This is a genomic window from Burkholderia sp. BCC1988 (assembly GCF_905339895.1).
In the GTDB taxonomy this organism is placed as follows: domain Bacteria; phylum Pseudomonadota; class Gammaproteobacteria; order Burkholderiales; family Burkholderiaceae; genus Burkholderia.
The window spans coordinates 146555-172256 of record NZ_CAJPHA010000018.1 but is presented as its reverse complement, the minus strand read 5'-3'; the positions used below and the strand labels follow the sequence as shown (position 1 = coordinate 172256).

At 66.0% G+C, this 25702-nt stretch carries 21 protein-coding genes and 1 tRNA gene; 9 read left to right on the top strand and 13 right to left on the bottom strand.

Translation table 11 applies throughout. From position 1 onward, the window contains the following. Positions 1–8: 8 nt before the first annotated feature. The 5 genes from U4012_RS24960 to flhD form a co-directional block, all read right to left on the bottom strand. On the bottom strand, positions 9–386 hold the full coding sequence (locus tag U4012_RS24960; protein ID WP_044849175.1) for a response regulator: 378 nt from the start codon (positions 384–386) through the stop codon (positions 9–11). 107 nt (positions 387–493) lie between these two features. Next, a complete protein-coding gene (gene motB, locus U4012_RS24955) occupies positions 494–1513 on the bottom strand; it encodes a flagellar motor protein MotB (RefSeq protein WP_321802071.1) in 1020 nt (339 codons plus the stop codon). Between the two features lie 13 nt (positions 1514–1526). Next, on the bottom strand, positions 1527–2387 hold the full coding sequence (gene motA / locus U4012_RS24950) for a flagellar motor stator protein MotA (protein WP_124486860.1): 861 nt from the start codon (positions 2385–2387) through the stop codon (positions 1527–1529). Positions 2388–2576: 189 nt separating this feature from the next. Beyond that, complete coding sequence (gene flhC / locus U4012_RS24945; RefSeq protein ID WP_124520474.1) at positions 2577–3131, bottom strand: flagellar transcriptional regulator FlhC; 555 nt, start codon at positions 3129–3131, stop codon at positions 2577–2579. A 94-nt stretch (positions 3132–3225) separates the two neighbouring features. Beyond that, a complete protein-coding gene (flhD, locus tag U4012_RS24940; protein WP_014895554.1) occupies positions 3226–3546 on the bottom strand; it encodes a flagellar transcriptional regulator FlhD in 321 nt (106 codons plus the stop codon). Between the two features lie 665 nt (positions 3547–4211). On the opposite strand from flhD, the gene U4012_RS24935 reads away from it, so the two are divergent. Beyond that, on the top strand, positions 4212–5276 hold the full coding sequence (locus U4012_RS24935; protein WP_044849179.1) for a glycosyltransferase family 4 protein: 1065 nt from the start codon (positions 4212–4214) through the stop codon (positions 5274–5276). Positions 5277–5383: 107 nt separating this feature from the next. On the opposite strand, the gene U4012_RS24930 is transcribed toward U4012_RS24935, so the two are convergent. After that, positions 5384–5680 carry an H-NS histone family protein gene (locus U4012_RS24930; protein WP_006489320.1) on the bottom strand — a complete coding sequence of 99 codons (297 nt, stop codon included), beginning with the start codon at positions 5678–5680 and terminating at the stop codon, positions 5384–5386. Between the two features lie 298 nt (positions 5681–5978). Here U4012_RS24930 and aqpZ point away from each other — a divergent pair, with 298 nt between their 5' ends. Next, positions 5979–6719: an aquaporin Z gene (gene aqpZ, locus U4012_RS24925; RefSeq protein ID WP_321802070.1), complete on the top strand. Its 741-nt coding sequence runs from the start codon at positions 5979–5981 to the stop codon at positions 6717–6719. Between the two features lie 105 nt (positions 6720–6824). Here aqpZ and U4012_RS24920 read toward each other — a convergent pair whose 3' ends face one another. Together U4012_RS24920 and U4012_RS24915 are read right to left on the bottom strand one after the other, a co-directional pair. Beyond that, positions 6825–7658 (bottom strand): Cof-type HAD-IIB family hydrolase, encoded by an 834-nt coding sequence (locus U4012_RS24920; protein WP_321802069.1) that lies wholly within the window; start codon positions 7656–7658, stop codon positions 6825–6827. A 312-nt stretch (positions 7659–7970) separates the two neighbouring features. Next, positions 7971–8852 carry a BadF/BadG/BcrA/BcrD ATPase family protein gene (locus U4012_RS24915; protein WP_321802068.1) on the bottom strand — a complete coding sequence of 294 codons (882 nt, stop codon included), beginning with the start codon at positions 8850–8852 and terminating at the stop codon, positions 7971–7973. A gap of 141 nt (positions 8853–8993) precedes the next feature. Between U4012_RS24915 and U4012_RS24910 the strand changes: the two genes are divergently transcribed. Next, on the top strand, positions 8994–9599 hold the full coding sequence (locus tag U4012_RS24910) for a DNA-3-methyladenine glycosylase I (RefSeq protein ID WP_321802067.1): 606 nt from the start codon (positions 8994–8996) through the stop codon (positions 9597–9599). A gap of 289 nt (positions 9600–9888) precedes the next feature. Here U4012_RS24910 and rpsU read toward each other — a convergent pair whose 3' ends face one another. Further along, entirely contained in the window at positions 9889–10101 is a 213-nt protein-coding gene (gene rpsU, locus U4012_RS24905) for a 30S ribosomal protein S21 (RefSeq protein WP_006401410.1), read from the bottom strand. 587 nt (positions 10102–10688) lie between these two features. On the opposite strand from rpsU, the gene U4012_RS24900 reads away from it, so the two are divergent. The 4 genes from U4012_RS24900 to U4012_RS24885 all read left to right on the top strand — a co-directional run bounded on the left by U4012_RS24900 (position 10689) and on the right by U4012_RS24885 (position 14378). Beyond that, positions 10689–11516, top strand: coding sequence for a flagellin (locus U4012_RS24900; protein WP_321802066.1), 828 nt, complete (start codon positions 10689–10691; stop codon positions 11514–11516). A 171-nt stretch (positions 11517–11687) separates the two neighbouring features. Next, positions 11688–13154: a flagellar filament capping protein FliD gene (fliD, locus tag U4012_RS24895; protein WP_321802065.1), complete on the top strand. Its 1467-nt coding sequence runs from the start codon at positions 11688–11690 to the stop codon at positions 13152–13154. 40 nt (positions 13155–13194) lie between these two features. Then, positions 13195–13500, top strand: coding sequence for a flagellar protein FliT (locus U4012_RS24890; protein WP_044849186.1), 306 nt, complete (start codon positions 13195–13197; stop codon positions 13498–13500). Positions 13501–13598: 98 nt separating this feature from the next. Next, positions 13599–14378, top strand: a complete 780-nt coding sequence (locus U4012_RS24885) for a glycosyltransferase family 2 protein (RefSeq protein WP_321802064.1) — start codon at positions 13599–13601, stop codon at positions 14376–14378. A 57-nt stretch (positions 14379–14435) separates the two neighbouring features. Here the strand turns inward: U4012_RS24885 and U4012_RS24880 are convergent, their stop codons facing one another. The 3 genes from U4012_RS24880 to U4012_RS24870 form a co-directional block, all read right to left on the bottom strand. Next, a complete protein-coding gene (locus tag U4012_RS24880; protein ID WP_321802063.1) occupies positions 14436–16250 on the bottom strand; it encodes a tetratricopeptide repeat protein in 1815 nt (604 codons plus the stop codon). A gap of 224 nt (positions 16251–16474) precedes the next feature. Then, positions 16475–20044 carry a beta strand repeat-containing protein gene (locus U4012_RS24875; RefSeq protein WP_415750402.1) on the bottom strand — a complete coding sequence of 1190 codons (3570 nt, stop codon included), beginning with the start codon at positions 20042–20044 and terminating at the stop codon, positions 16475–16477. A 571-nt stretch (positions 20045–20615) separates the two neighbouring features. Next, positions 20616–20691 (bottom strand) — tRNA-Arg (locus U4012_RS24870). 265 nt (positions 20692–20956) lie between these two features. Here U4012_RS24870 and U4012_RS24865 point away from each other — a divergent pair. Continuing rightward, positions 20957–21856, top strand: coding sequence for a c-type cytochrome (locus U4012_RS24865; protein ID WP_124571376.1), 900 nt, complete (start codon positions 20957–20959; stop codon positions 21854–21856). 97 nt (positions 21857–21953) lie between these two features. Here the strand turns inward: U4012_RS24865 and U4012_RS24860 are convergent, their stop codons facing one another. Continuing rightward, a complete protein-coding gene (locus U4012_RS24860) occupies positions 21954–24041 on the bottom strand; it encodes a UvrD-helicase domain-containing protein (protein WP_124486852.1) in 2088 nt (695 codons plus the stop codon). A gap of 541 nt (positions 24042–24582) precedes the next feature. Between U4012_RS24860 and U4012_RS24855 the strand changes: the two genes are divergently transcribed. After that, a complete protein-coding gene (locus U4012_RS24855) occupies positions 24583–25635 on the top strand; it encodes an oxidoreductase (protein ID WP_044848371.1) in 1053 nt (350 codons plus the stop codon). Positions 25636–25702: the final 67 nt, after the last annotated feature.

Here is a 25702-nt window from a genome sequence, read left to right as displayed (position 1 = left end):
CGTTCATGTCAGGAGGCGGTCTGCTCGGACAGCGTCGCGACCAGGTCGATCAGCACGGCCGGGTCGATCGGCTTTTCGATCCAGCCGGTCGCGCCCGCGTCGCGCGCGGCGTCCTTGAACGCATCGCTGCCTTCGGTCGTCAGTACGAGAATCGGCGTGTCCGCATACGCCGTCAGCTTGCGCAGCGCGGCGATCACCTCGAGGCCGTTCCTGCGCGGCATGTTCTGGTCGGTCAGCACCAGGTCGTACGGCACGGTGGCCGCCATGTCGAAGCCGGCTTCGCCGTCCGGCGCCACCGTCACGTCGTAGCCGGCCTGCGCAAGCGTCGCCTGCAGCAGCGCACGCATGGTCGCGGAGTCGTCGATGGCGAGAATGGTTCGGATCATGTCGGGCTCCGCAGGACCGCTCCAGGGTGGCTGACCGCCCCCTCGGGGGGCAGCGAACGAAGTGAGCGTGAAGGTTGTTTCATACGCGTCTCGAAATCTTGGAAACGTCAGGGTTTCGGCACCACGGCGACGGCGCTCGCGAGCACCGGTCGCGCGGCCGGCGCCGTGCCGTCGAGCTGCTGGGCCAGTTGCTTCGAGCCCGCGGCGTCGGCCGACAGCGTCGTGGTCGTCGTGTCGTCGCGCATCAGCGCGTCTTCGGATTTGCGGTTCAGCACGATCACGCTGATCCGGCGGTTTTCCGGATCGAGCGGATCGGCCTTGTTCAGGTTCTGCGTCGACGCGAGGCCGAGCACGCGCAGCACCTTCGACTCGTCCATGCCGCCCGCGATCAGCTCGCGGCGCGACGCGTTCGCGCGATCGGCCGACAGTTCCCAGTTGCTGTAGCCGCCCTCGCCGCCCGCGTATTGCACCGCGTCGGTGTGGCCCTGGACGATGATCCGGTTCGGCACGTCGTTCAGCGTCTTGCCGATCTCGCGCAGGATGTCGCGCATGTACGGCTCGACGTGGTCGCTCGACATCGCGAACATCGGCCGCTTCTGCGAATCGACGATCTCGATGCGCAGCCCCATCAGCGTCGAATCGATGCGGATCTGCTGCTTGAACTGGCGCAGCGTCGGATTCGCCTCGATCGCCGCCATCAGCTTGATCTGCAGGTCGTGCAGGCGCGCCTGCTCGAGCCGGTCCTGTGCGCCCTGCGCCTGCGAGCGCGTCCTGTCGTCGCCGGCCTTCGCGACGCGATCGGCGAGCGACGTCGTGCCGTCGGTACGGCGCAGCGTGCCGGCATCGAGGCTCGACAGGTCGCGGCCGCCGCCGTTGATGATGCTCGAGTCCTGCGAGCTGCGATCGCCGCTGCCGAACAGCGCGGCCTTCAGCGGCGTGTTGAAGTACTCGGCGATCCCCTTCAGCTGCACCGGCGTGACCGAGCTCAGCAGCCACATCAGCAGGAAGAACGCCATCATCGCGGTCATGAAGTCCGCATACGCGAGCTTCCAGGCGCCGCCGTGGTGGCCCTTCTTCTGCGGGGCCACCCGTTTGACGACGATCGCGCGATCCTTGCTCTTGCTCATCGAATGCTCCGCGTCACTTCGCCTTCACGCGGCGCACATGCTCTTCGAGCTCGGTAAACGACGGCCGCTCGGTCGAGAACAGCACCTTGCGGCCGAACTCGACCGCGATCGCCGGCGCATAGCCGTTCAGGCTCGCGAGGATCGTCACCTTGATGCACTGGAACATCTTGGTCGACTCGGCGACGCGCTGCTCCGCGAGGCTCGCGAGCGGCCCGATCAGCCCGTACGACAGCAGGATCCCGAGGAACGTGCCGACCAGCGCCTGCGCGATCATCGCGCCGAGCACCGCGGGCGGCTTGTCGGCCGACGCCATCGTGTGCACGACGCCCATCACCGCCGCGACGATCCCGAACGCCGGCATCGCGTCGCCGACGCGCATCAGCGCGTGCGCGGGGCCTTCGCCTTCCGCGTGGTGCGTCTCGATTTCCTCGTCCATCAGGCTCTCGATCTCGAACGCGTTCATGTTGCCGCCCACCATCAGGCGCAGGTAGTCGGTCAGGAATTCGACGATGTGGCGATCCGCGAGGATCTTCGGGTATTGCGTGAAGATCGGGCTCTTGTCCGGATCGTCGATGTCGGCCTCGAGCGTCAGCGTGCCTTCCTTGCGGGCCTTCGCGAGCAGCACGTACAGGAGCGCCATCAGTTCCATGTAGACGTCCTTGGTGTACTTCGAGCCCTTGAAGAGCGTCGGCAGCACGCGCAGCGTCGCCTTGATGGTCTTCATGCCGTTGCCGAGGATGAACGCGCCGACGCCCGCGCCTGCGATCATCAGGATCTCGAGCGGCTGGACCAATGCGCCCAGATGCCCGCCTGCCAGCGCGTAACCGCCGAAGACGGACAACAGTGTCACGAGTGTTCCCACGATAATCAGCACTGCCTGTCCCTCACGAATGACCGGCGGGGAGACCGCCGTTAATCAGGTTTACGGCAGTCGGCAGGAAAACTTTGGCGGTCGCGCCGCGACCGCGCGGCGGTGTTTACCAGCAGGCCCCGGCCGGTTCGCGCGGCGCGCGGCAGGCGTGCGGAAGGCGTGCGGCTCCCGCCCGGCCCCGCCCGGCGGCGTTCAGGCCGCGGCGGTGGCCAGCCCGGCGCGTGCGGCGGCCGCCTTGCGGGTCTTGCCCGCGCGCGACGGCGGCTGGCACAGGCCGCACACGAAACCTTGATGCGGATCATGCGCATGCGCGACGAAATGGCCGCCGCAGCGCGTGCACGGCGTCATCTGCAGCATCCCCGAGTCGAAGAACCGCACCAGCGTCCACGCGCGCGTGAGACTCAGCGCGGCCTCGTCGCCGGACAGGTTCACGTGCTCCAGATAGAGCCGGTACGCCTTCACGATCGACTGGATCGGCTCGCAGCGGCCGTGGTCCTGCATGAACCGGTAGATGTTGTAGAACAGCGACGAGTGGATGTTCGGCTGCCACGTCATGAACCAGTCGGTCGAGAACGGCAGCATCCCCTTCGGCGGCGACGCGCCCTTCAGTTCCTTGTACAGCTTGATCAGGCGGTCGCGCGACAGGCTCGTCTCCGCCTCCAGCAGCTGCAGCCTGGCGCCCAGTTCGATCAGTTCGATGGCGAGGGTGATTTCCTTCACCTCGATCACGACGCTTTTGCTTGCCATGGTGAATAACCGTCCGCTTGACGTTGTTCGGATGAATCGCCAATACGCCGCCCGCCGACGCGGCGCGCCGGCACGAACGCAAGGCGGGGAGGGATCAGCGGACGCTTTCGACCGGCTGGCCGGCCATCAGGATCGCGGAATGCGCATGCGTGACGACGTCGCTGCGGCCTTTGTCGGCGAGCGACGACAGCAGCGCGTGATCGTCGAAGCGGAAACGGCACAACATCTGGTTCGATGCCGCGAGCTTCACGGTCTGGGCGAGCGTGAGATTCGCGAGCACGTCGGCCAGTTCCTGGGAAACTCCCATGCGGAACATGCCCATCGCCTTGTCTTCCCGCAGCAGGCGCTGCGCGAGGAGGAGGTACGACAGGTTGACCTCTTTGATCTCACTGAGCATTTCGCTGGTGGCGCTCATGATTCCCCCGTTAAGAGCTTTTGCTTTGGCCTTTCATTGTGAAAACGTTTGCTCGATCAGGCGCCTGCTGACGCGCTGCCGGCACGTTTATAGTCTTACAGGGCGAATTCTGGCCAAACGGCATTTATGCCGGTATCAGCGAAGTGGCGCACGCCACGCAGGAATTGTCTGTAAACCGTGTAGGAATTTTTCCGACAAGGCGAATTGAAAGGGAACGAACGGCGGGGGCGAATGGGGCGCGAATGCGTCGGCGATGCGGTCCGCATGGGACGAATCCGGCTGAAGGCCATCCGGCAAGGCTGCCGGAAGTTGAATCGGTAAAAATTATAGTGGTTTTTCATGATAGCGCAACAATTGTGGTGGCTATCTCGTTTTATGTTTTCGCACCCTTTTTATCGGGGTTTTCTCGTATTTCATGGTGTAACAAGCCTTAAGTGTTTGAAAAAACACTCGAACCCCTGAAGGCGATATCGATAATGGACTCAAATGGGCGGCGGCGGGAGCCGCGCCGGCCCGCCCCGCAGCTTGCCGCCCGGCGTCCCGCGCACCCCGCCACGGACCCGGCCACGCACCGCAGACAGCGTGCGTCGGCGAGTTCCGCAACCCTGCAGCGGACCAGCATGCGCGCTCGAGCGCTTTGCGCTGGTCGACACCGGAGAACGTCCATGCGTATTGCCCAGATCGCGCCGCTTTACGAAGCTGTCCCGCCGAAACTCTATGGCGGCACCGAGCGTGTCGTGTCCTACCTCACCGAGGCGCTCGTCGAGCTGGGGCACGACGTGACGCTGTTCGCGAGCGGCGACTCCGTCACGTCCGCCCGTCTCGAGGCAGCATGGCCGCGCGCACTGCGGCTCGACCCGTCGATCCGCGACTCGATGGCGCCCCATATGCGCCTGATCGAGCAGGTCGCCCGTGTCGCGCACGAATTCGACGTGCTGCACTTCCACCTCGACTACCTGCCGTTCCCGCTGATGTCGCGCCTCGACACGCCGTACGTGACGACGCTGCACGGCCGCCTCGACCTGCCGGAGCTGCAACCGGTGTTCGACGCGTTCCCGGACGCGCCGGTCGTGTCGATCTCGAACAACCAGCGCAAGCCGCTGCCGCAGGCCGCGTGGGCCGGCACCGTGTATCACGGGCTGCCCGACACGCTGCTCACGCCGCAACCGGACGTGAAGCCCGAATATCTCGCGTTCCTCGGCCGGATCTGCCCCGAAAAGCGGGTCGACACCGCGATCCGGATCGCCGCGCAAAGCGGGCTGCCGCTGAAGATCGCCGCGAAGGTCGACAAGGCCGACGCCGACTACTTCAAGGAAGTGATCGAGCCGCTGCTCGGCGAGGCGCATGTCGAATTCATCGGCGAGATCAACGAGGCGCAGAAGCCAGCGTTCCTGTCCGGCGCCAAGGCGCTGCTGTTCCCGATCGACTGGCCGGAACCGTTCGGCCTGGTGATGATCGAGGCGATGGCCTGCGGCACGCCGGTCGTCGCGTTCAACCGCGGCTCGGTGCCAGAAGTGATCGAGGACGGCGTGACCGGCTTCATCGTCGAGGACGTCCAGGGCGCGGTCGGTGCGCTGCACCGGATCGACAGCCTGTCGCGCGACGCGATCCGCGCGCGCTTCGATACGCGCTTCAGCTCGAAAGCGATGGCACGGCGCTATGTCGAAACTTACGAATCGCTTTGCGCGACGGCAAAGCGGCCGACCTTGCGTCGCGTCGCGAGCGCGTGACGGCGAAATTCGTCAGAAATATTCGGTGAAATTCGCGCCGAAATCGGCGCGTAAAACCCAAAGGCGCCAAAGAGCCGCAGTCGATGCGGCTCTTTCTTTTTGCGCGCTCATTCGATCAGGAAACGATCGCGGTTTTTTCCGACGATCCAATTCGGCGGCTTGCCGCGCCCGCTCCAGGTTGCACCCGACTTCGGGTCGCGGTATTTCGGGGGGAGCGGTGCCTTTTTCGGCGGACGGCCGCGCCGCGCTCGCTCCGCGAAGCCCAGATCCTGGGCCGTCAGGCCATATTCGGCAATCATTCGCTGGACGTCGGCGATCACCGCCGCCACTTCCTGGCGACGCACGTCATCCGCCTGGGCCTGCAGATCGGCGATCTGCGCCTTGAGTTTCGCGTATTGAGACATTTTTCGGCTCCCTTTTCCATGATGCGGCGCCGGCAGTTCCGGCCGGAACGCCAACACCCGTTACGTCATCCGCACTGCCGCCCTGCCCTTCAAAATTAATGCTGCCATCTTTAACCGAATCGGCTATATCGAGAATGCGGACTTATTCTAATAAAAGCCATTCGTCAGCCATTCGAATTTAACAATCGTTGACCCTCACCCAGCCGATTCATTTCCTATAATCCAGACCAATTCGGGGTGACGGAATAAATCATCCGGTCATCCGTTTGTCTTCAACCCACTTGAACGGGATCCTTACATGAATCTTTCTCAGCGTCTGGCTGCAGAGGTATTCGGCACGTTCTGGCTGGTGCTCGGCGGGTGCGGAAGCGCCGTGCTGGCCGCAGCCTTTCCGGGCCTCGGCATCGGCTTCGCCGGCGTCGCGCTCGCCTTCGGCCTGACCGTGCTGACGATGGCATTCGCGATTGGCCATATTTCGGGTTGCCACCTGAATCCGGCCGTCAGCGTGGGCCTGACGGTCGCCGGCCGCTTCCCGGCACGCGATCTCGCGCCGTATATCGTTGCGCAGGTCGTCGGCGCGACGCTCGGTGCGTTCGTGCTGTACCTGATCGCGACCGGCAAGCCGGGCTTCGACGTCGTCGGCAGCGGCTTTGCGACGAACGGCTTCGGCGAGCGCTCGCCCGGCCACTACTCGCTCGGCGCGGCGTTCATCTGCGAAGTCGTGATGACGGGCTTCTTCCTGTTCGTGATTCTCGGCGCCACCGACAAGCGCGCGCCGGCCGGCTTTGCGCCGATCGCGATCGGCCTGTGCCTGACGTTGATCCACCTGATCTCGATCCCGGTCACCAACACGTCGGTGAACCCGGCCCGCTCGACCGGCCCCGCGCTGTTCGTGGGCGGCGAGGCGATCGGCCAGCTGTGGCTGTTCTGGGTCGCGCCGATCATCGGCGCGGCAATTGCGGGGATCATCTACCCGCTGATCGCGGGGCGCGACGATGCCGTCGGCCTCGTGCCCGCATCCGCTCGCACTAGCGAATAAAACACTACGGGGTCACGCGAGCAGAGCAGCGAGCCTCACGCTGTCGAACAACATCGAGGCAGGTAATTTGAACGGGCGCCGCTGGCGCCCGTTTTTCATGGCCGCTCAGGAAGCGGCGACGCCGTCGAGCGTACCTTCCAGCGCGAACAGCGTGCGCAGGTGGCGGGCGACGCCCGCATCGAAGTTGTTGCCGATCCGCGGGATGTGCGGCAGGTGCGCGATCAGGTCGGGGTTCGCGTTGTTCATCATGAACGCGTGGCCGGCCGTTTCGAGCAGGTCGATGTCGTTCATGTTGTCGCCGAACGCGATGCAGTGGCCGGCGTCGACGCCGAGTCGCGCGAGCACCGTACGCAGCGCGCGGCCCTTCGACACGTTGGCGGTCATCACTTCGAGACAGTCCGGCAGCGAGTACGTGACGTACAGCGCATCGCCGAACCGCACGCGCATCTGCTCCGCGACCACCGCCAGATCGGCCGGCTCGCCGATGTACAGCACCTTCGCGATGTCGGCGCCGTCGTGCGCGGCCATGTCGATCACGTCGTACCGGAAGCCCGAATCCTGGTGGAATTCGAGCAGGTGCGGCGCGTCGCGGTCGATCAGCCAGCCGCGGTCGGTGAACAGGTTGACGATCACGCGCCCGTGCGCACCGGTCACGCCCGGCTGCACGAGGCTGCGGACGATCGCGGGATCGATGTCCTGCGCATGGATCGCCGTGTCGTCCGGCGCATGCACACGCGCGCCGTTCGACGTGATCAGGTACGGCCGGATGCCCAGCACGTCGCGGATGCCGGCGACGTCCGCGTAGTGACGCCCCGTCGCGATCACGAACTGCAGGCCGTCGCGGTCGAGCCGGCGGACGGTCTCGATCGTGTACGAATCGAGCTGGTGGTCGCTATTCAGCAGGGTGCCGTCGAGATCGGTGGCGATGACTTTGTACATGGGGATGGGGGAGTGGCGCGCAGGACGCTGCGGAGCCGCCATTTTAACGTCGTGCCCGGGGGCGCGCCGGGTGGCTGGGAAATGGGGGCGGGTTTCAGGCCGTTCGGGTTTCGGTGCGTCGCTGGTTCGGCCGGGGCAGGCTGTTTGCTCGGTTTGCTCGGTTTGCTCGGTTTGCTCGGTTTGCTCGGTTTGCTCGGTTTGCTCGGTCCAGTTTGTCCGCGCAACATGCCCGCCCGTCGCTTTACCCGATCCGCCCGATCGGCCCGCCCGGCCTGCTCGGCCCACTCACCGCACGCCGCCCACGCGCCTCTTTCACCCCGCTTCAGCCGCCCTCAACGCCTGCAGCGCGAGCCGCAACGCGCCGTGCGCGGAATCGTCGAGCGGCGCGCGCAGCCGCGCCGCATGGCGTGCCGGCACGGCCGGTGCCAGCGCGTCGGCCAGCCCGCCGCACAGCGCGACCGGCAGCGCCTGCTGCGGATCGAGCGCGTCGATCATCTTGCCGATCTCGTCGCCGGCCTGCGCGATCAGCGCCGCCGCATAAGAATGGTCGCGGTGCGCGAACACGATCGGCGCGAGGCGCGCGTAGATCGTCTGGTTCGCATCGCACGACCACTGGACGAGCGCGTCGCGATCGTGCGCGCCCGTTTCCGCGAGCAGCGCGCCGGCAAACGCGTCACGCGGCACGCGGCCGTCGAGCGCCTGCTGCGCGTACGCGAGCGCGCGCATGCCGAGCCACGCGCCGCTCGCCTCATCGCCGGACGGAAAGCCGAAGCCGCCCGCGATGCGGCAGTCGCCCGCGGCGTCGAGCGCCGCCGCGATGCTGCCCGTACCGAGCGCGACGATGAGCCCCGGCGCACCGCCGTGCGCGCCGACGACGGTCGTATAGGCGTCGCTCTCGATCGCCAGTGCGTCGAGCGGCGCCTGCGCGCGAAACGCGGCGAGCCACGCGGCATTGTTGACGCCCGCGAGCCCGCAGCCGAGCGCGCACTGCGACCAGTCGAACGCGAGCCCCGCCCGCGTGAATGCGTCGGCACAGGCCGCGCCGATCGATGCCCACGCGCGCTCGATGCCGAGGCCGAGCCCCGACGGGCCGCCGCGCCCCTGCGCGAGTTCGCGCCCGTGCCGGTCGGCGAGTACCACGCGGGTACCCGTGCCGCCGCCGTCGATGCCGATCGCAAAAAGGAATGCCGTCATGCGTTGATCCTGCTGATTCGAACAGGCGCCAAGCTTAACCGGATCGGCGCCGCGCGCCCATCTGCCGTTCGGCCAGCTATACCGTGAATGGGCGTTCCGCTATGCTGGCACGATCGAATCGACACTGGAACGAGGCCGGCGATGTCGCAGCGGTGCAATTGGGTAAAGACGGAAGCGGATGCTCACTATCACGATACCGAGTGGGGCGTGCCGTCGCATGACGATCGCCATCTGTTCGAAATGCTGATTCTCGAAGGCGCGCAGGCGGGGCTGTCGTGGTCGACGATCCTGAACAAGCGCGCCGGCTATCGCGAGGCGTTCGCCGACTTCGATGTCGACGCGGTCGCGCGCTTCACGCCGAAGCGCATCGAGAAGCTGCTCGAGAACCCCGGCATCGTCCGCAATCGCGCGAAGGTGGAATCCGCGGTCACCAATGCACGGGCCGTGCAGCGCATTCGCGAGGATCACGGATCGCTCGCGCAATTCCTGTGGTCGTTCGTCGACCACACGCCGGTCCAGAACGCGTGGCAGTCGTATCGCGACGCGCCCGCGTCGACTGCCCAGTCGGATGCGCTCAGCAAGGCGCTGAAGGAGTACGGCTGCAAATTCGTCGGCTCGACGATCTGCTATGCGCTGATGCAGGCGACCGGGATGTTCAACGACCATGAGACCGGTTGCCCGTGTCACGCCCAATGCGCGGCGCTCGGCGGCAAGCAGCAGCCGGCACGGCGCCGCAAGGCGGGCTGACGGCGAAGCTCACGGGCTGGTCGGCTTGCCGCACCGGCACGTCAGCACGCGCCGCCAGGTGATCCGCGCAAGGCGAGCCCGAACGCGGCGCCGATTTCCCGGTGAACACGTCGGCGGCCTTGCCCCGTTGGCTGCCGGCGGAACCGCCGTGCGGCCATTCGACCGTCCGGCAGTCGATCGGCCACTTTTCCGCCACGATCTGCAACCTTTTCCGGCCCCGAAAAGCAAAACGGCGGAGCGGCTTCTTTCGAAGCACGCTCCGCCGTTTCGCGGCGAACCGTAGACGCTCTTAGTGGAGCTTCTTCGGCAGCATCTGGCTGCGCAGGCGCTTGTGCAGGCGCTTGACGGCTGCTGCCTTCTTGCGCTTGCGGACTGCGGTCGGCTTTTCGTAGGACTGGCGTTCGCGCAGTTCAGCGATCAGGCCATTTTTTTCGATAGCACGGCGAAAGCGGCGAATCGCCACTTCGAACGGCTCGTTTTCCTTCAGAAGAATCGTCGTCATGTCGTTCCTAAATTGCTTAAACGGTCAAAAACGTAGCGGCCAAGCGCCACGCACCGGCCATCCGGGCGTCCCCACAACAGGCGAAACGAGCGGAAATACGGCCTCGGAGGCCGGAAAAGAGAGGCACAAAGCACCGCGGGTACGCTTCACAAGCCGCGTGCAGCGCCGCGTTTGACTGCCAGCAGGAATGCCGAGACGGCATAGGCGTGACAGAAAATCTCAATTCAGCCCGCCATCATACCAGTTAAACGCAGCTTCGCCTACAGGTTTACCGCTTTTCCGTTGCAATTCAGCACGAGCCGCTCGCCATGTCCGATCGGCGAAGGCCAGGCGCGCCCTCCCATGCGTGCCGACCTCACTGCCCGACGAAGCGCATTGCCGCGCCACGATGCGCCGCACCCCACCGAGGCGACACGCACGAGACACATGCGCGGCATCGCGCCGCAAGAATAGTGTTCGATGCGGCCCTAAAGTTTCCCCGAATCAGCGCCGACAACCAGGAAAGGCGGGCAGCGCGGGACACGGAAAGCGCGACGCCGAACCCCGAATCCAGTCAATCAAACGGCGTTTTCCAAACGAGGATCCAAATGCTGAACATCAACACCAACATCTATTCGCAGACCGCTCAAACGAACCTCTCGTCGACGCAGAACGCGCTGTCGCAAGCGATCAACCGCCTGTCGTCGGGCAAGCGCATCAACTCCGCGGCAGATGATGCGGCAGGCCTCGCGATCTCGACGACGATGCAAGCGTCGATCAACGCATACACGCAGGGTGTGTCGAACGCGAACAACGCCGTGTCGATGGCTCAGACCGCATCGAGCGGCCTGTCGGCAATCACCGCCAACCTGCAGCGTATCCGCCAGCTCGCTGTTCAGGCATCCGATTCGTCGATCGGCACCGCTGCTGCAAGCAACCTCGACACCGAAGTGCAAGCGCGTATCACCGAAATCGGCCGTATCGCGAGCCAAACGACGTTCAACGGCATCAACCTGCTCGACGGCAGCGCGAACGCCGCAGGCACGCCGCTGACCTTCCAGATCGGCGAAAAGTCCGGCCAGCAACTGTCGCTCGACCTGAGCGGCAAGTACGACACGACGACGCTCGCCCTGACCGGCGGCGTGACGACCGTCACCGCCGCGCAAACGATGATGAACACGATCGACACCGCGCTCGGCACCGTCAACACCGCGCAAGCTCAGCTCGGTTCCGACATCAACATCTATCAGGCAGCGATCTCGCAGACCACGGCGCAATCGACGAACCTGAACGCAGCAAGCGCGCAGATCACCGACGCGAACTTCGCGCAGGAGACCGCCAACCTGTCGAAGGCACAGGTGCTGCAACAAGCCGGCATTTCGGTTCTCGCACAAGCGAACTCGATGCCGCAGCAAGTGCTGAAGCTCCTGGGCTAAGCAAGCCGGACGGCGCGCGCCGCGGGATCGCGAACGACGCGGCGGCGCCATCGGAACGGGAATGCCCTTCCTCCCAATGCTTATCCGATTACGTCGGGTAAGCATTTTGCTTTTCGTGCTTCGCGCATTACGTCGCCCTGCCCGACCGTTGCGCAGGACTAATCTCATCGAATGGAGTCCTACATGTCGACGACTACCACCACATCGGCGAACAGCGCACTGGCGGCAGCCGCCCAATCGATCATCAGCGGTGTGACGAATTCGAATACGGACGTCTCGTCGCTCGTGTCCGCGCTGGTCGCAGCGAAGACGGCCGCACAAACGACCCAGAACACCAATCGGCAGACGCTCGACAACACGACGCTGTCCGCGATCGGTTCGCTCAAGTCGTCGCTTTCGTCGCTGCAAAGCGCACTGTCCGGCCTTACGGACGGCTCGGCGCTGTCAAAATTCACGGCATCCGCGAGCGGCAGCGGCCTCACGGCCACGACGTCGACGGGGGCGGTCGCGGGCAGCTATTCGGTCGCAGTGACGCAGGTAGCGACGGCGCAAAAGCTCTCGTCGATCACGGGAATTCCATCGACGAAACAGGTCGGCACCGGCAACCTGACGATCCAGCTCGGCAGCGGCACGCCGATGACCGTCGCGATCAAGTCCGGCACCAACACGCTCGCCGACATCGCAAATGCGATCAACACGGGAAGCGGCAATCCGGGCGTGACCGCCACGGTCGTTACCGGCACGGACGGCTCGCACCTCGTGCTGACGTCCAACGTCACGGGCGCGGCGAACACCATCAAGGTGTCGACCAATTCGACCGACGGGCTGGCTGCGCTGGCAACCGTCGATAACACGGGCGCAGCGACAAACAATTACAACGAGACGATCCCCGCGCAGGACGCGCAGCTTTCGATCGACGGCACCAGCGTGGTTAGCGCGAGCAACACCATCACGGGCGCGATTACGGGCGTGACGATCAACCTGTCTGCTTCGTCGGCCAAGACGACCCAAACGCTCTCGGTCTCGCCGGACAACACCTCCGCCACCAATACGATCAACGCGTTCGTCTCCGCATACAACTCGTTCGTCAGCACCGCATCGTCGCTGTCGAGCTTCAATTCGAGCGCAGCCGCCGGTAGCCAGGGGGGCCCGCTCATCGGCGACTCGATGCTGAATTCGATCGTCAACACGCTGGCCACCAAGGTGGCCCAGGGCGTAACGAGCGGCGGCAGCACGGTCAGCCTGAGCGCGATTGGCCTCAACCTTCAGCCGGACGGCACGCTCAGCGTCGACAGCGCGGCCCTGTCGTCGGCGCTGGCGAACAATCCGTCATCCGTGGCGACCGCGTTCAACGCGACCAACGGCGTAGGCGCGACGCTCAACAGCAACATCACGACATTCCTGCAGACGGGCGGCATCATCGACACGCGCGTCACGGCGTTGAACCAGGATCTCGCCGCTGCGAAAACGCAGGCCACGGCGCTGCAGGCATACGCCAGCCAGCTCACCGATCAGTACAATACGCAATTCACCGCGCTCAATACGCTGATGGCAAAGATGCAAAACAATTCGCAGTACCTGACGCAACTGTTCGGCGGCACCAACAGCGCGGGCGCGCTGGCCACGAACAAGGCATAGCGGCAGGCGATGCCGCGGCCGGATCAACATGGGAGAGAACATGACGACGGACCCGATCACTCTGCTGGAGCGCGTGTGGTCGCTCACGCAGGCAATCGAACATGCGGCATCGATGGCCGACTGGCCGGGCGCGGCGAGCCTCGTCGAACAGCGCTCGCCGCTGCTGATGTCCCTGGCCGCCCCGCAATCGCCCGACGCGCTGGCGATCCTGAAGCGCATCGAGGCGATCGACGCGGCCGTGATGGCGGACGCACAAACGACACAACGAGAGCTGCAGGCCGAGTTCAAGACGGCTATCGGCCGCACGGAAGCAGCGCTGCAATATCAGCGGATCGCGGGTTTCTAAACGAACGCCCCGGTGCCCGCCGCGCGTGATGATCTCGCGTCATCGCCCGGCGGGAATCGCTCGCCGGGCGAGCGGAGTCCACTCATTACCGGTTCATCGTGTTTACCGTCATCATCGCCACCCACGACCGGCCACTGCTGCTGCGCCGGACGTTGCAGTCCCTGATCGACCAGACGTGGCAGGACTTCACCGTCATCGTCGTCTCCGATAGCGCGACATACATGCCGCCATTCGAGGAGCTTTCCGCATTGCAGGGGCGCTACGTCCACGTGATCCGCAGCGGCGCGCCCGGGCCGGCCGAAAGCCGCAACATCGGACTCTCGCTCGCCAAATCGCGCTACGTCATGTTCCTCGACGACGACGACACGCTTGAGCCGACGCACCTCGACGCGCTGGCCCGAAGCATCGGCGCCGACGAGCCGGAAATCCTGTTTTGCGATTTCAAGGTGTGTTACGAGGATCGCACGACGCATCCGCCACGCACGACCTCGATCGAAACGGTGCGCATCGGCGATGTCGACGCGGACAGCGTCTACGTGCTGAATCGCGTGCCGAACAGCTGCATCGCGTATCGCGACGACGTCGTCGCGCGCGTCCGATATGCGACCGATCTCGAGATTTACGAAGACTGGGACTTCCTGCTCGCGTGTCTTTCCGGACGCGCAATGGTTCATGTCCCGCTCAGCTCAGTCGTCATTCACAAGAGCCCGGCCGGCGCGCAGGAGAATATGCGACGCGGCAATACACGCGACGACCTGATCGCCTCGACGATGCTCGCGCTTTACCAGCGGCATCCAGCCCCCAATACGGACGTCCGCCTGAACCGCCAGCGGCTGATGGCTTCGGCGGGCATCGTGCTGGATCTCGACCGCTTCTGACCTGCGGCGCGATCCGGCGATCGGCCTGCCCGGGGAGGCGGCCGACCGGCGCGCCGATCAGTCCAGCGCGCCGACGAGACGCGAAAAATGCGCCTCGAGATTGTTGACGAATCGCGGCGTGTCGAACAATACGCCATCCCTGCGCTCGGCGTTCAGCACCTTTCGCAGGCGCTCGCACTCATCCGGCGCACTGGCGAGCGCCACCGCCTTCTCCTCGTATGCGTGCAGATCGTAGGTGATCAATTCCTCGATGCCCGCGGCGGACAACATCGCACCCGCCATCCGCGATGCGAAGCTCCTGCCCGAGAGTGTCAGAACCGGCAGCCCCATCCAGAGCGCGTCGTTCGCCGTCGTGCCCGCGTTGAACGGGAAGGAATCGAGGAACAGATCCGCGACCGCAAACCGGGCAAGATAATTCTCGGGCGAGACGCGAGACGCAAACACGAGGCGTCCGCCGTCGATGCCGTGTCTGGCCGCTTCCTTTCGCAGATTGGCTTCGGCCCATGGATTGTCGGCAAGCAACCAGAGCACGCTTGCCGGCACCCGCTGCAGGATCCGCATCCAGGCGCCGAACACCTCGGGCGTGAACTTGTAATTGTTGTTGAACGAACAAAAGACGAAGCCGTCTTCCGGCAGGCCGCAGTTTGCGCGCGACGGCGCCGGCGCACTGACCCGCTTGCGATCGCTGACCTGGTAGATGTCCGGCATGTACAGCGGCTTCTCCGAGTAGAAGTGCGCGTACGCTTCCGGAATCAGGAACCGGTCGGCGATCACATAATCGATGTACGGCAGGCCGGTCGTGGCCGGCAAGCCCAGATACGTGATCTGGATGGGCGCCGGCCGATAGGCAAGCAAGTCCGTGCGTGCGCCGAGCGTCTGCCCGTGCAGGTCAACGACGATGTCGATCTCGTGTTCACGGACCAGCCGAGCGGCGGCCTCGTCGCTCATCGCGTCGATGCGATGGAAATGATCCATCGACTGGATAATCCGCTTGCGCAGCGCGGAGCCGTCGTCGCGCGACCAGCAATAGCCGTACACCTCGAAACGCCGCCGGTCGTGCAATTCGAACAGCTCGGCCGTGAGCATCGAAACGGGATGCAGGCAGAAATCCGACGAAAGATACGCGATCCTGATCTTCTCGTGACCATATGCCTTGTTGCCGGACAACGCGGGCACGTCGACGTTGATCTTGGTGTCGACGTAATGCCGGGCCGCCGACAATTGCTCCGCCGGATCGTCCGACTGGCTGATCATCGCCAGCGCGGAAGTCGACTGTCGCATGAGGTCCGGATCGACGCCCTCGACGGGCGCAAACACGGGCCACTCGCACTGCTTGCCCCGCAGGAACACCCAGTGGTGCAGCACGTCCGGCTGGTTCGGCTCCATCCGCAAACTTTCCGTCAGGCACGCCAGCGCATCGGCGTAACGCCGCTGGTTTTCATGGACGCGCCCGAGGTTGTTGAGCGCGGACAGCCGCAGCGGCCGTTGCTCGGGATGATCAGCCGACGCGTGCTCCACGACCCACGTCCATTCCGCGATCGCCGTGTCGAGCTCGTTGATGCGCTCGCACATGACACCCAGATTGAAATGCGGATGAATGAAATCGGGCGCGAGTTCGATGGCCGTGTAGTGTGCCTTTTTCGCGGCCTCGATGTCATTGGCGTTGAAAAGCGCGACGCCAAGGTTGAAGTACACGAAATGATTGAACGGCGCGACGTTGCGCTCGAGCCAGGTCCGGTAAAGGACCGCCGCCAGCTCGAACTGCCGGTTCGCTTCGAGCGCGCCCGCGCGCTCGAAGAGACCCGTCATGTCGATCTTGCCGTGCCACGCGAGCAGAAGATCGGCAGCAAAATTTTCTTCAGACGAAACCATGACTTCACTCATACGCAATACCGTAAAGTACGGCAGTCCGCCGGACGGCTGCCCGTCAGCCGCCGCGCGGGCACGACGGCGCGCCGCCTCCTCGCCTGCCCGTGACGCGCGGCTGCCGCCACGTCACGCGTGGCCGGCAGTTTAACCTGCCAGTACTCACGCCTTGCCCGATGCCGGCGAGGCGGGATGGCGCCGGGAACCCCGGCGCCATGCAACGCGACTGATCAGAAGTGGAGCTGCTGGATCTGATCGGTCGTCATTGCCCCCACCTGCGCCGACGTCAGCGCATGCACCTGGGTCGTCGTGAACGCAGCCACCTGATCGGTCGTCAGGTTATGCACCTGGGCCGTCGTCAGCGCAATCACCTGGCTCGTCTTCAACGCCACGATCGACGCCGTGGACAGCGCCGCGGTCTGCGTCGTCGTCAGCGCCGCGAGGTCAGCCGTCGTCAGTGCCGCCACCTGCCCCGTCGTCAGCGCCTTGACCTGATCGGTCGACAGGCCGTTCTGCACCTGGTTCGTCGTCAGCGACGCGATCTGCGTGTAGCTCAGCGCTGCCGCCTGAGCCGTCGTCAGGTTCTGCAGCTGGTCCGTGCGCAGTGCCGCAACCTGATTCGTCTTCAGCGCGGCCACATCAGCCGTCGTCAGCGCGCTCGATTGCGCCGTCGTCAGCGCCACGACGTCGGCCGTCGTCAACGCGGCCGCCTGCGCGGTCGTCAGCGCCTTGACCTGGTCGGTCGTCAGGCCGTTCTGCACCTGATTCGTCGTCAACGCTGCCACTTGTGCGGTCGTCAGCGCGCCGGCCTGCGCCGTGCTCAGGTTGGCGATCTGCGCCGTCGTCAGTGCCGCGACCTGCGTCGGCTTCAGCGCCGCGAAGGCGGCCGTCGTCAGCGCGTTCACCTGGTCGGTCGTCAGCGACTTGACCTGATCAGTCGTCAGCGACGTCACCTGCGCGGTCGTCAGTGCCTTGACCTGGTCGGTCGTCAGGTTCTGCACCTGCGTCGTCGTCAACGCTGCGATCTGCGTCGCCTTCAGCGCCGCGACGTCGGCCGTCGTCAACGCCGACGCCTGCGCGGTCGTCAGCGCCGCGACGTCAGCCGCCGTCAGTGCCGCTGCCTGCCCCGTCGTCAGCGCCTTGACCTGATCGGTCGACAGGCCGTTCTGTACCTGGGCCGTCGTCAGCGATGCGATCTGCGTGTAGCTCAGTGCTGCCGCCTGAGCCGTCGTCAGGTTCTGCAGCTGGTCCGTGCGCAGTGCCGCAACCTGATTCGTCTTCAGCGCGGCCACGTCAGCCGTCGTCAGCGCGCTCGATTGCGCCGTCGTCAGCGCGGCGACCTGCGCGGTCGTCAACGACGCCGCCTGCGCGGTCGTCAGCGCCTTGACCTGGTCGGTCGTCAGGCCGTTCTGCACCTGATTCGTCGTCAACGCAGCCACTTGCGCGGTCGTCAGCGCGCCGGCCTGCGCCGTGCTCAGGTTGGCGATCTGCGCCGTCGTCAGTGCCGCGACCTGCGTCGGCTTGAGCGCCGCGAAGGCGGTCGTCGTCAGCGCGTTCACCTGATCGGTCGTCAGCGACTTGACCTGATCGGTCGTCAGCGACGTCACCTGCGCGCTCGTGAGTGCCTTGACCTGGTCGGTCGTCAGGTTCTGCACCTGCGTCGTCGTCAACGCTGCGATCTGCGTCGCCTTCAGCGCCGCGACGTCGGCCGTCGTCAACGCCGACGCCTGCGCGGTCGTCAACGCCGCGACGTCAGCCGCCGTCAGTGCCGCTGCCTGCCCCGTCGTCAGCGCCTTGACCTGATCGCTCGACAGGCCGTTCTGCACCTGAGCCGTCGTCAGCGCCGCCACCTGCGCGCTCGTCAGCGCACCTTCCTGCGCCGCGCTCAGATTGGCGATCTGCGCCGTCGTCAGTGCCGCGACCTGCGTCGGCTTCAGTGCCGCGAAGGCGGCCGTCGTCAGCGCGTTCACCTGGTCGGTCGTCAGCGCCGCGACTTGCGCCGTCGTCAGCGCGCCCGCCTGCGCGGTCGTCAGCGCCTTGACCTGATCGGTCGTCAGGTTCTGCACCTGCGTCGTCGTCAGCGCGACGATCTGGGGCGTTTTCAGCGCCGCGATGTTCGCCGTCGACAGCGCCGTGACTTGCGCAGTCGACAGCGCCGTTACGTCAGCGGCCGTCAGCGCCGCGGCCTGCGCGGTCGTCAGCGCCTTGACCTGATCGGTCGTCAGGCCGTTCTGCACCTGAGCCGTCGTCAGCGCGGCCACCTGCGCGGTCGTCAATGCACCTTCCTGCGCCGCGCTCAGATTGGTGATCTGCGCCGTCGTCAGCGCCGCGACCTGCGTCGGCTTGAGCGCCGCGAACGCGGCCGTCGTCAGCGCGTTCACCTGGTCCGTCGTCAGCGCCGCCACTTGCGCCGTCGTCAACGACTGCGCCTGCGCGGTCGTCAGCGCCTTGACCTGATCGGTCGTCAGGTTCTGCACCTGGGCCGTCGTCAGCGCCACAATCTGGCCCGTCTTCAGCGCCGCCACGGCGGACGTCGTCAGTGCGGTCGCTTGCGCGGTGGACAACGCCGTCACGTCAGCCGCCGTCAGCGCCGCGGCTTGCGCGGTCGTCAGCGCCTTGACCTGATCGGTCGTCAAGCCGTTTTTCACCTGCGCGGTCGTCAATGCCGCGACCTGGGCAGTCGTCAGCGCGCCTTCCTGCGCCGCGCTCAGGTTGGTGATCTGCGCCGTCGTCAGTGCCGCCACCTGCGTCGGCTTCAGCGCGGCGAATGCGGCCGTCGTCAGTGCGTTCACCTGGTCCGTGCTCAGCGCCGCGATCTGCGCCGTCGTCATGGCCGACGCCTGCGCCGTCGTCAGCGCCTTGACCTGATCGGTCGACAGGCCGTTCTGCACCTGCGCCGTCGTCAGCGCGGCGATTTGCGTGCTCGTCAGCGCCGCAGCCTGAGCAGTCGTCAGGTTCTGCACCTGGGCCGTCGTCAGCGCCGCAATCTGAGTCGCTTTCAACGCGACCACATCGGCCGTCGTCAGCGCGCTCGACTGCGCCGTCGTCAGCGCGGCGACCTGCGCCGTCGTCAACGCCGCGGCCTGTGCCGTCGTCAGCGCCTTGACCTGGTCGGTCGTCAGGCCGTTCTGCACCTGATTCGTCGTCAGCGCCGCCACCTGCGCGCTCGTCAGCGCACCTTCCTGCGCCGCGCTCAGATTGGCGATCTGCGCCGTCGTCAGTGCCGCGACCTGCGTCGGCTTCAGCGCCGCGAACGCGGCCGTCGTCAGCGCATTCACCTGATCGGTCGTCAGCGCCGCCACTTGCGCCGTCGTCAGCGAGGCCGCCTGCGCGGTCGTCAGCGCCTTGACCTGATCGGTCGTCAGTTTTTGCACCTGCGTCGTCGTCAACGCAGCGACCTGGTTCGTCTTCAGCGCCGCGACATCGGCCGTCGTCAGCGCCGTGACTTGCGCCGTCGTCAGCACCGCGACGTCGGCCGTCGACAAGGCAGCGGCCTGCGCCGTCGTCAGCGCGTGAATCTGGTCCGTCGTGAGGCCGTTCTGTGCCTGGCTGGTCGTCAGCGCCGCCACTTGAGCGCTCGACAGCGCACCGGCCTGGGGCGCGCTCAGCTTCGAGAGTTGATCGGACGTGAGTGCTGCAATCTGGTTCGTCTTGAGCGCGGCAATGTCCGCCGTATTCAGCGAGCCGAGCTGGTCGGAGCTGAGAATCGCGACAGCCGTCGTGCTGAGGCTGACGACTGCCGACGTGGTCAGCGCAGCCACCGAGTCGGTCGTCAGCGCCTTGACCTGGTCGGTCGTCATTGCACCGATGTCAGTCCCTGTAAGCGCGTGCGCCTGCGCCGTCGTAAGCGCCGCGATTTGCGCCGTAGACATGCCCGTTACGATCGAAGTCATGCTTCATCCTTTCCAAGTTCGTTGTTCAGAAGCGGCATGTCCGAGACTGCCCCCCGTCAGCCGACGCTTTACTTTGATTTGGCCCTATCCTGCACCCGACTGATTAACGACCATGGAGCGACAAACTTTAGATAGATCAGGCGATCGATCGCATGTCACCGGGACATGCGCGAGACGCTGCCGATGCAGCGGCAGGATTTGAATGCGTTCTGAAAGATTTCACGAGCGCGTGACGGCCATTTCGCATCCGGTGTCGGCGGGTGGCTGCGTGCGCAGGCTTGTGTTGAAGTGAAGCGGCGGAAGCGTCTGGATCGCTCGCGCACGGGCTAGCGGCGCGGCGCAAGCTGCCGTATCAGTGACTCGCGCGCTGTCGATGCCCGAGCCAACCGGCGCGCGTTGCCCTCACGTTGCCGTGGTCAGGCACGCGAGATGAACGATCAAAAAAAGGAAATCGATACGAAGAATGCTCGATCAGGCTTGGCGCGCCCGGCTGGGATCGAACCAGCAACCCCTGCCTTCGGAGGGCAGTACTCTATCCATTGAGCTACGGGCGCATATGACAGTGACGACAGTGAAACGACCCCAATAAACTGGCCGCCCACCATTGACAAGACCGCAAGGATACCCGGTTTCCCAAAACGCGTCCACCTTGCCCGCCGAAACCTCGTCAGACCCGCAATTCGTGCGGGTAAACACGCGCCTTCGCGCCGCTCGCCGTGATGTAAACGTTCCGTCTATAATCGTCCGGACTCATTGGATCGCCAGCCATTTTGCCGTTGCACCGCGCTCACAATTCCTAATCACGGAGACGAGGCAAGCATGAGCGAAGCACCCCACGAATCTCCCGTCAAAACACCCGGGCAGCTGATTGCCGTCGTCATCGCCTCATTCGCGATTCCGATCGCCCTGATCGTCCTGTTTGCCACTTATGCCAACCATGCGTTCCGTTCGGGCGCCGGCACGGATGCGCTATCCGACGAACAGGTCGCCGCGCGGATCGCACCGCTCGCGAAAGTCGACGTGAAGGACGCCAATGCGCCCCGCACGTACAAGACCGGCGAGGAAGTCTACAAGGCCGTGTGCGTGACCTGTCACGGCACGGGCGCCGCGGGCGCGCCGAAGTTCGGCAACAAGGACGACTGGGCACCGCGCATCTCGCAGGGCTTCGACACGCTGCTGAAAACGGCGCTGTCGGGCAAGGGCGCGATGCCGCCGCGCGGCGGCACGAGCCCCGACGACGTCAGCGACTATGAAATCGCGCGTGCGATCGTCTACATGGCGAACAACGACGGCGCGAACTTCCCCGAACCGGCTGCCCCGGCCGCCAATGCGGCACCGGCGGCGAGCGGCGCAGCGGGTGCGGCAGGCGCTTCGGGCGCCGATGCATCGAACGCGCAGGCCGCCGCTGCAATGGCCGCGATCGCCGCGATTCCGAAGGCCGGCGAAAAGCCCGCGGCCGCGCCGGCCAGCGCCGACGCCGCCTCCGCCGGCAAGGCGCTGTACACGCAGGTCTGCCAGGCGTGCCACGCGGCCGGCGTGCTCGGCGCGCCGAAGTTCGGCAGCAAGGAAGACTGGGCGCCGCGCCTGAAGGACTCGATGGATACCGTCTACAACTACGCGCTGCACGGCAAGGGCGCGATGCCGCCGAAGGGCGGCTCGAGCGCGTCCGACGCCGACGTGAAGGCGGCCGTCGACTACATGGTCAACGCGTCGAAGTAACGCCTGCCGGCCAGAAAAAACCCCCGCGGCGCACACGCGTCGCGGGGGTTTCGTTTATCCGGATCGCCGGGGCGTCCGTGCGCCGAAGCGCGCCGCCTCACTTCTGCAACAGCGCCTTCAGGCTCGCGAGCCGGTCCTTCGGCGTCATCGGCGCTTCCTCCGGCGTCGGCGGCGGCGCTTCGTCGAGCCCCATCTCGGGAATGAAGCGCGACGGCTCGCACACGACCGTCTCGCGCGCCCGCTTGCGCTTCTTGCACCAGTTCAGGTGCAGGCTGCGCTGCGCGCGCGTGATCGCGACGTACATCAGCCGGCGCTCCTCCTCGATCCGCTCGTTGTCGATCGGGCCGTCGTCCTCGCTGCCGCCGCGGTGCGGCATGATGCCCTCCTCGACGCCGACCAGGAACACGTGCGGATACTCGAGCCCCTTCGACGCATGGACGGTCGACAGCCGCACGGCGTCCGGATCCTCGTCCTTGCCTTCGAGCATCGACATCAGCGCGACGGTCTGGATCAGGCCGAGCAGGTTCTTGCCGGTATCCGCAAGCCCGTCCGCGTTGTGGAAGCCGTCGGCCTCGCCGTCGACGGCTTCGGTCTCGGGCTTGGTGCCCTTGCGCTTCAGCCATTCGAGGAATTCGAGCACGTTCTGCCACTTCGACTGCGCCTGCCGCTCGTCGAACGCATCGTACAGGTAGGCCTCGTAGTGAATGGCCTCCATCATGTCGTCGAGCACGACGGTCGCGGGCTCCTTGTCCGCGCGATCGGTCAGGCGCTGGATGAAGTCGCAGAACATCCTGAGCGGCTCGACCTGCCGCGCGGACAGCCGCGCCTCGATCCCGCCCATGTACACGGCCTCGAACAGCGACACCTTCGCCTGGCCCGCGAACGAGCCGAGCGCCTCGAGCGTCGTGTTGCCGATGCCGCGGCGCGGCGTCGTGACCGCGCGGATGAACGCGGGATCGTCGTCGGCGTTCGCAATCAGCCGCAGGTACGCGCACAGGTCCTTGATCTCGGCCTTGTCGAAGAACGACTGGCCGCCCGACAGCACGTATGGAATCCGCTCGCGCCGCAGCACCTGCTCGAAGATCCGCGCCTGGAAGTTGCCGCGATACAGGATCGCGTAGTCGCGGAACTGCGCGCGCCGCTCGAACTTGTGCGCGGACAGCCGGAACACGACCGATTCGGCCTCATGCTCCTCGTCGTTGCACGGCGTGACGGTGATCGAGTCGCCCATCCCGTGCTCGGACCACAGCTTCTTCTCGAACAGCTTCGGGTTGTTCGCGATCACGTTGTTGGCAGCGGTCAGGATCCGCACCGTCGACCGGTAGTTCTGCTCGAGCTTGATCACGTGCAGCTTCGGGAAATCCTTGCCGAGCTGCGCGAGGTTCTCGAGCGTAGCGCCGCGCCAGCCGTAGATCGCCTGGTCGTCGTCGCCCACCGCCGTGAACGCGGCGCGCGGGCCGGCGAGCAGCTTCAGCAGCTCGTACTGGCACGCGTTGGTGTCCTGGTATTCGTCGATCAGCAGGTAGCGCAGCTTGTTCTGCCAGCGGTCGCGCACCTGCTCGTTCTTCGCGAACAGCTCGGCCGGCAGGCGGATCAGGTCGTCGAAGTCGACCGCCTGGTACGCATGCAGCGTCGCGACGTAGTTGCGGTAGACGAGCGCCGCCTGGTGCTCGTCCTCGTTGGCCGCGATCGTCATCGCCTCCTCGGGCATGATCAGGCCGTTCTTCCACAGCGAGATGGTGCTCTGGATCTTGCGGATCAGGCCCTTGTCGGTGGTGCCGATCTGCTCCTGGATCATCCCGAAGCAGTCGTCCGAATCCATGATCGAGAACTGCGGCTTCAGGCCGACGTGCTCGGCCTCCTGGCGCAGGATCTGCACGCCGAGCGAGTGGAACGTACACACGGTGAGCTGGTTGACGGGCACCTTGCGGCCTTCCTTGCCGGGCGTGGTGAGCGTCTTGCCCTCGAGCAGCTTCGACACGCGCTCGCGCATTTCGGCGGCGGCCTTGTTCGTGAACGTGACGGCCGCGATGTGGCGCGGCTCGAAGCCTTTCGCTTCGATCAGGTGCGCGATCTTCTGCGTGATCACGCGGGTCTTGCCGCTGCCCGCGCCGGCGAGCACGAGGCAGGGACCGTCGAGGTAGCGCACCGCTTCGTTCTGAGCGGAGTTGAGGCCTGCGGACATGATGGCGGATGATGTTGCGGTTGACGGCGAACGCCGGGAGGATGCCGCGCGCGACAGGCCTGGAATGCAGGCGGACACGCGGGGCAGGACGCGCATGTTAACACGTCGGCGACGCGCTTTTCGGGAGCGCCGCCAGACGGGGCCGGGCGGGCAGGCGGTCGTTTCTCGGGCGGGCGTGTGCCGGCTTTTCGTGCGGGCAAGCTGCCGTTTCGCCTTCTTGCCGGGTTCTTTATCCAGTCCTCGCCGATCCTTGCCCGGACGGCCAATCCGGCCCCATCCACGGCCCGATCGGTCACAATGGGCGGTCGTCGCGGTGGCAAGCCCGCGGCGGGACGCGCCCCCAACGCCGCCCGCGGGGTCGATGCGCGCAGCGCCGGCGGCCCGACGCAAATTGCGGGCTGCGGCCGCGCACATGCCGTGTCCTGCCGGGCATTTTGCCCAACGCGTCGGTGTGCGCCGCCGCGCCATGCCAAAATAGCCGGTCGTCCTCGCGCCCCAGCGGCGCGCCCTCTTTTCGTTTCGTACGCAGCCAGGGATTGCCATGTCGTCATTGCTCAGGATTGGTTTGATGGGTTTCGGTTTCGCCGGCGCGACGTTCCACGCGCCCGTGATCGCCACGAGCGGCCGCACCGAGGTCGCCGCGATCGCGACGGGGCAACCCGATCGCGCGCGCGCCGCCTTTCCGGGCGCCCGCATCGTCCCCGATCTCGACACGCTGCTCGGCCTCGACGATATCGACTGCGTGGTGATCGCCACGCCGAACGACACGCACTTCGCACTCGCGCGCCAGGTGCTCCAGGCCGGCCGCCACGTCGTCGTCGACAAGCCCGTCACGCTCACGGCCGACGAAGCGCTCGCGCTCGCGCGGCTCGCGAATGCGCGCAGCCGCCTGTTCGCACCGTTCCACAACCGCCGCTGGGACGGCGACTTCCTCACCGTGCGCCGCATCGTCGAATCCGGCGAACTCGGCCGGCTCACCTATTTCGCGTCGCACTTCGACCGCTTCCGGCCGACGCCGCGCACGCGCTGGCGCGAGGAGCCCGCACGCGGCGGCGGCCTGCTGCTCGATCTCGGCCCGCACCTGATCGATCAGGCGCTCGCGCTGTTCGGGCTGCCGGAAACGGTCAGCGCCACGGTCAAGACACGCCGCGACAACGGCACGGCGCCCGATTTCGTGCACCTGCTGCTCGGTTATCCGGACAAGGACGTCGCGCTGCATGCGAGCGCGCTGTCGGCGATCGAGCCCGCGCGCTTCACGCTGCACGGCACGCGCGGCAGCTACCAGAAGTTCGGGCTCGACACGCAGGAAGACCAGTTGAAGGCCGGCCTCACGCCGGATCACGTCGAGTTCGGCGGCGGCAACCCGCCCGGCGTGCTGCGCGTGCTCGACGGCGAGGTCGAGGTCGAGCGGCCGGTGCCGACGCTCGACGGGCAGTACGCGGAGTTCTATCGCGCGCTCGCCGCGTCGGTCCACGACGGCGCGCCGTTCCCAGTCACGCCGCAGGACGCCGTCGACGTGATGACGATCATCGAGCTCGCCGCGCAGAGCGAGCACGAAGGCCGCCGGGTACCGTTCGTGCGTCGCACCGTCTGACGGCCGCGGGCCGGGTCGTCGCCCCGGCCGCAGCCGCCAGCTCGCGCCGCGCCGCGCCCGGCTGCGC

Bases quoted from the DNA above. Each gene is read 5' to 3' on its own strand.
- U4012_RS24855 (WP_044848371.1), top strand. From the start codon at position 24,583: ATGTCGTCATTGCTCAGGATTGGTTTGATGGGTTTCGGTTTCGCCGGC.
- flhD (WP_014895554.1), bottom strand. From the start codon at position 3,546: ATGAGCGCCACCAGCGAAATGCTCAGTGAGATCAAAGAGGTCAACCTG.
- U4012_RS24915 (WP_321802068.1), bottom strand. From the start codon at position 8,852: ATGACGGCATTCCTTTTTGCGATCGGCATCGACGGCGGCGGCACGGGT.
- U4012_RS24920 (WP_321802069.1), bottom strand. From the start codon at position 7,658: ATGTACAAAGTCATCGCCACCGATCTCGACGGCACCCTGCTGAATAGC.
- U4012_RS24880 (WP_321802063.1), bottom strand. From the start codon at position 16,250: ATGGTTTCGTCTGAAGAAAATTTTGCTGCCGATCTTCTGCTCGCGTGG.
- U4012_RS24865 (WP_124571376.1), top strand. From the start codon at position 20,957: ATGAGCGAAGCACCCCACGAATCTCCCGTCAAAACACCCGGGCAGCTG.
- U4012_RS24890 (WP_044849186.1), top strand. From the start codon at position 13,195: ATGACGACGGACCCGATCACTCTGCTGGAGCGCGTGTGGTCGCTCACG.
- U4012_RS24900 (WP_321802066.1), top strand. From the start codon at position 10,689: ATGCTGAACATCAACACCAACATCTATTCGCAGACCGCTCAAACGAAC.
- U4012_RS24935 (WP_044849179.1), top strand. From the start codon at position 4,212: ATGCGTATTGCCCAGATCGCGCCGCTTTACGAAGCTGTCCCGCCGAAA.
- U4012_RS24910 (WP_321802067.1), top strand. From the start codon at position 8,994: ATGTCGCAGCGGTGCAATTGGGTAAAGACGGAAGCGGATGCTCACTAT.
- flhC (WP_124520474.1), bottom strand. From the start codon at position 3,131: ATGGCAAGCAAAAGCGTCGTGATCGAGGTGAAGGAAATCACCCTCGCC.
- motB (WP_321802071.1), bottom strand. From the start codon at position 1,513: ATGAGCAAGAGCAAGGATCGCGCGATCGTCGTCAAACGGGTGGCCCCG.
- U4012_RS24930 (WP_006489320.1), bottom strand. From the start codon at position 5,680: ATGTCTCAATACGCGAAACTCAAGGCGCAGATCGCCGATCTGCAGGCC.
- fliD (WP_321802065.1), top strand. From the start codon at position 11,688: ATGGAGTCCTACATGTCGACGACTACCACCACATCGGCGAACAGCGCA.
- U4012_RS24860 (WP_124486852.1), bottom strand. From the start codon at position 24,041: ATGTCCGCAGGCCTCAACTCCGCTCAGAACGAAGCGGTGCGCTACCTC.
- U4012_RS24960 (WP_044849175.1), bottom strand. From the start codon at position 386: ATGATCCGAACCATTCTCGCCATCGACGACTCCGCGACCATGCGTGCG.
- rpsU (WP_006401410.1), bottom strand. From the start codon at position 10,101: ATGACGACGATTCTTCTGAAGGAAAACGAGCCGTTCGAAGTGGCGATT.
- aqpZ (WP_321802070.1), top strand. From the start codon at position 5,979: ATGAATCTTTCTCAGCGTCTGGCTGCAGAGGTATTCGGCACGTTCTGG.
- U4012_RS24875 (WP_415750402.1), bottom strand. From the start codon at position 20,044: ATGACGACCGACCAGGTCAAGGCGCTGACGACCGACTCGGTGGCTGCG.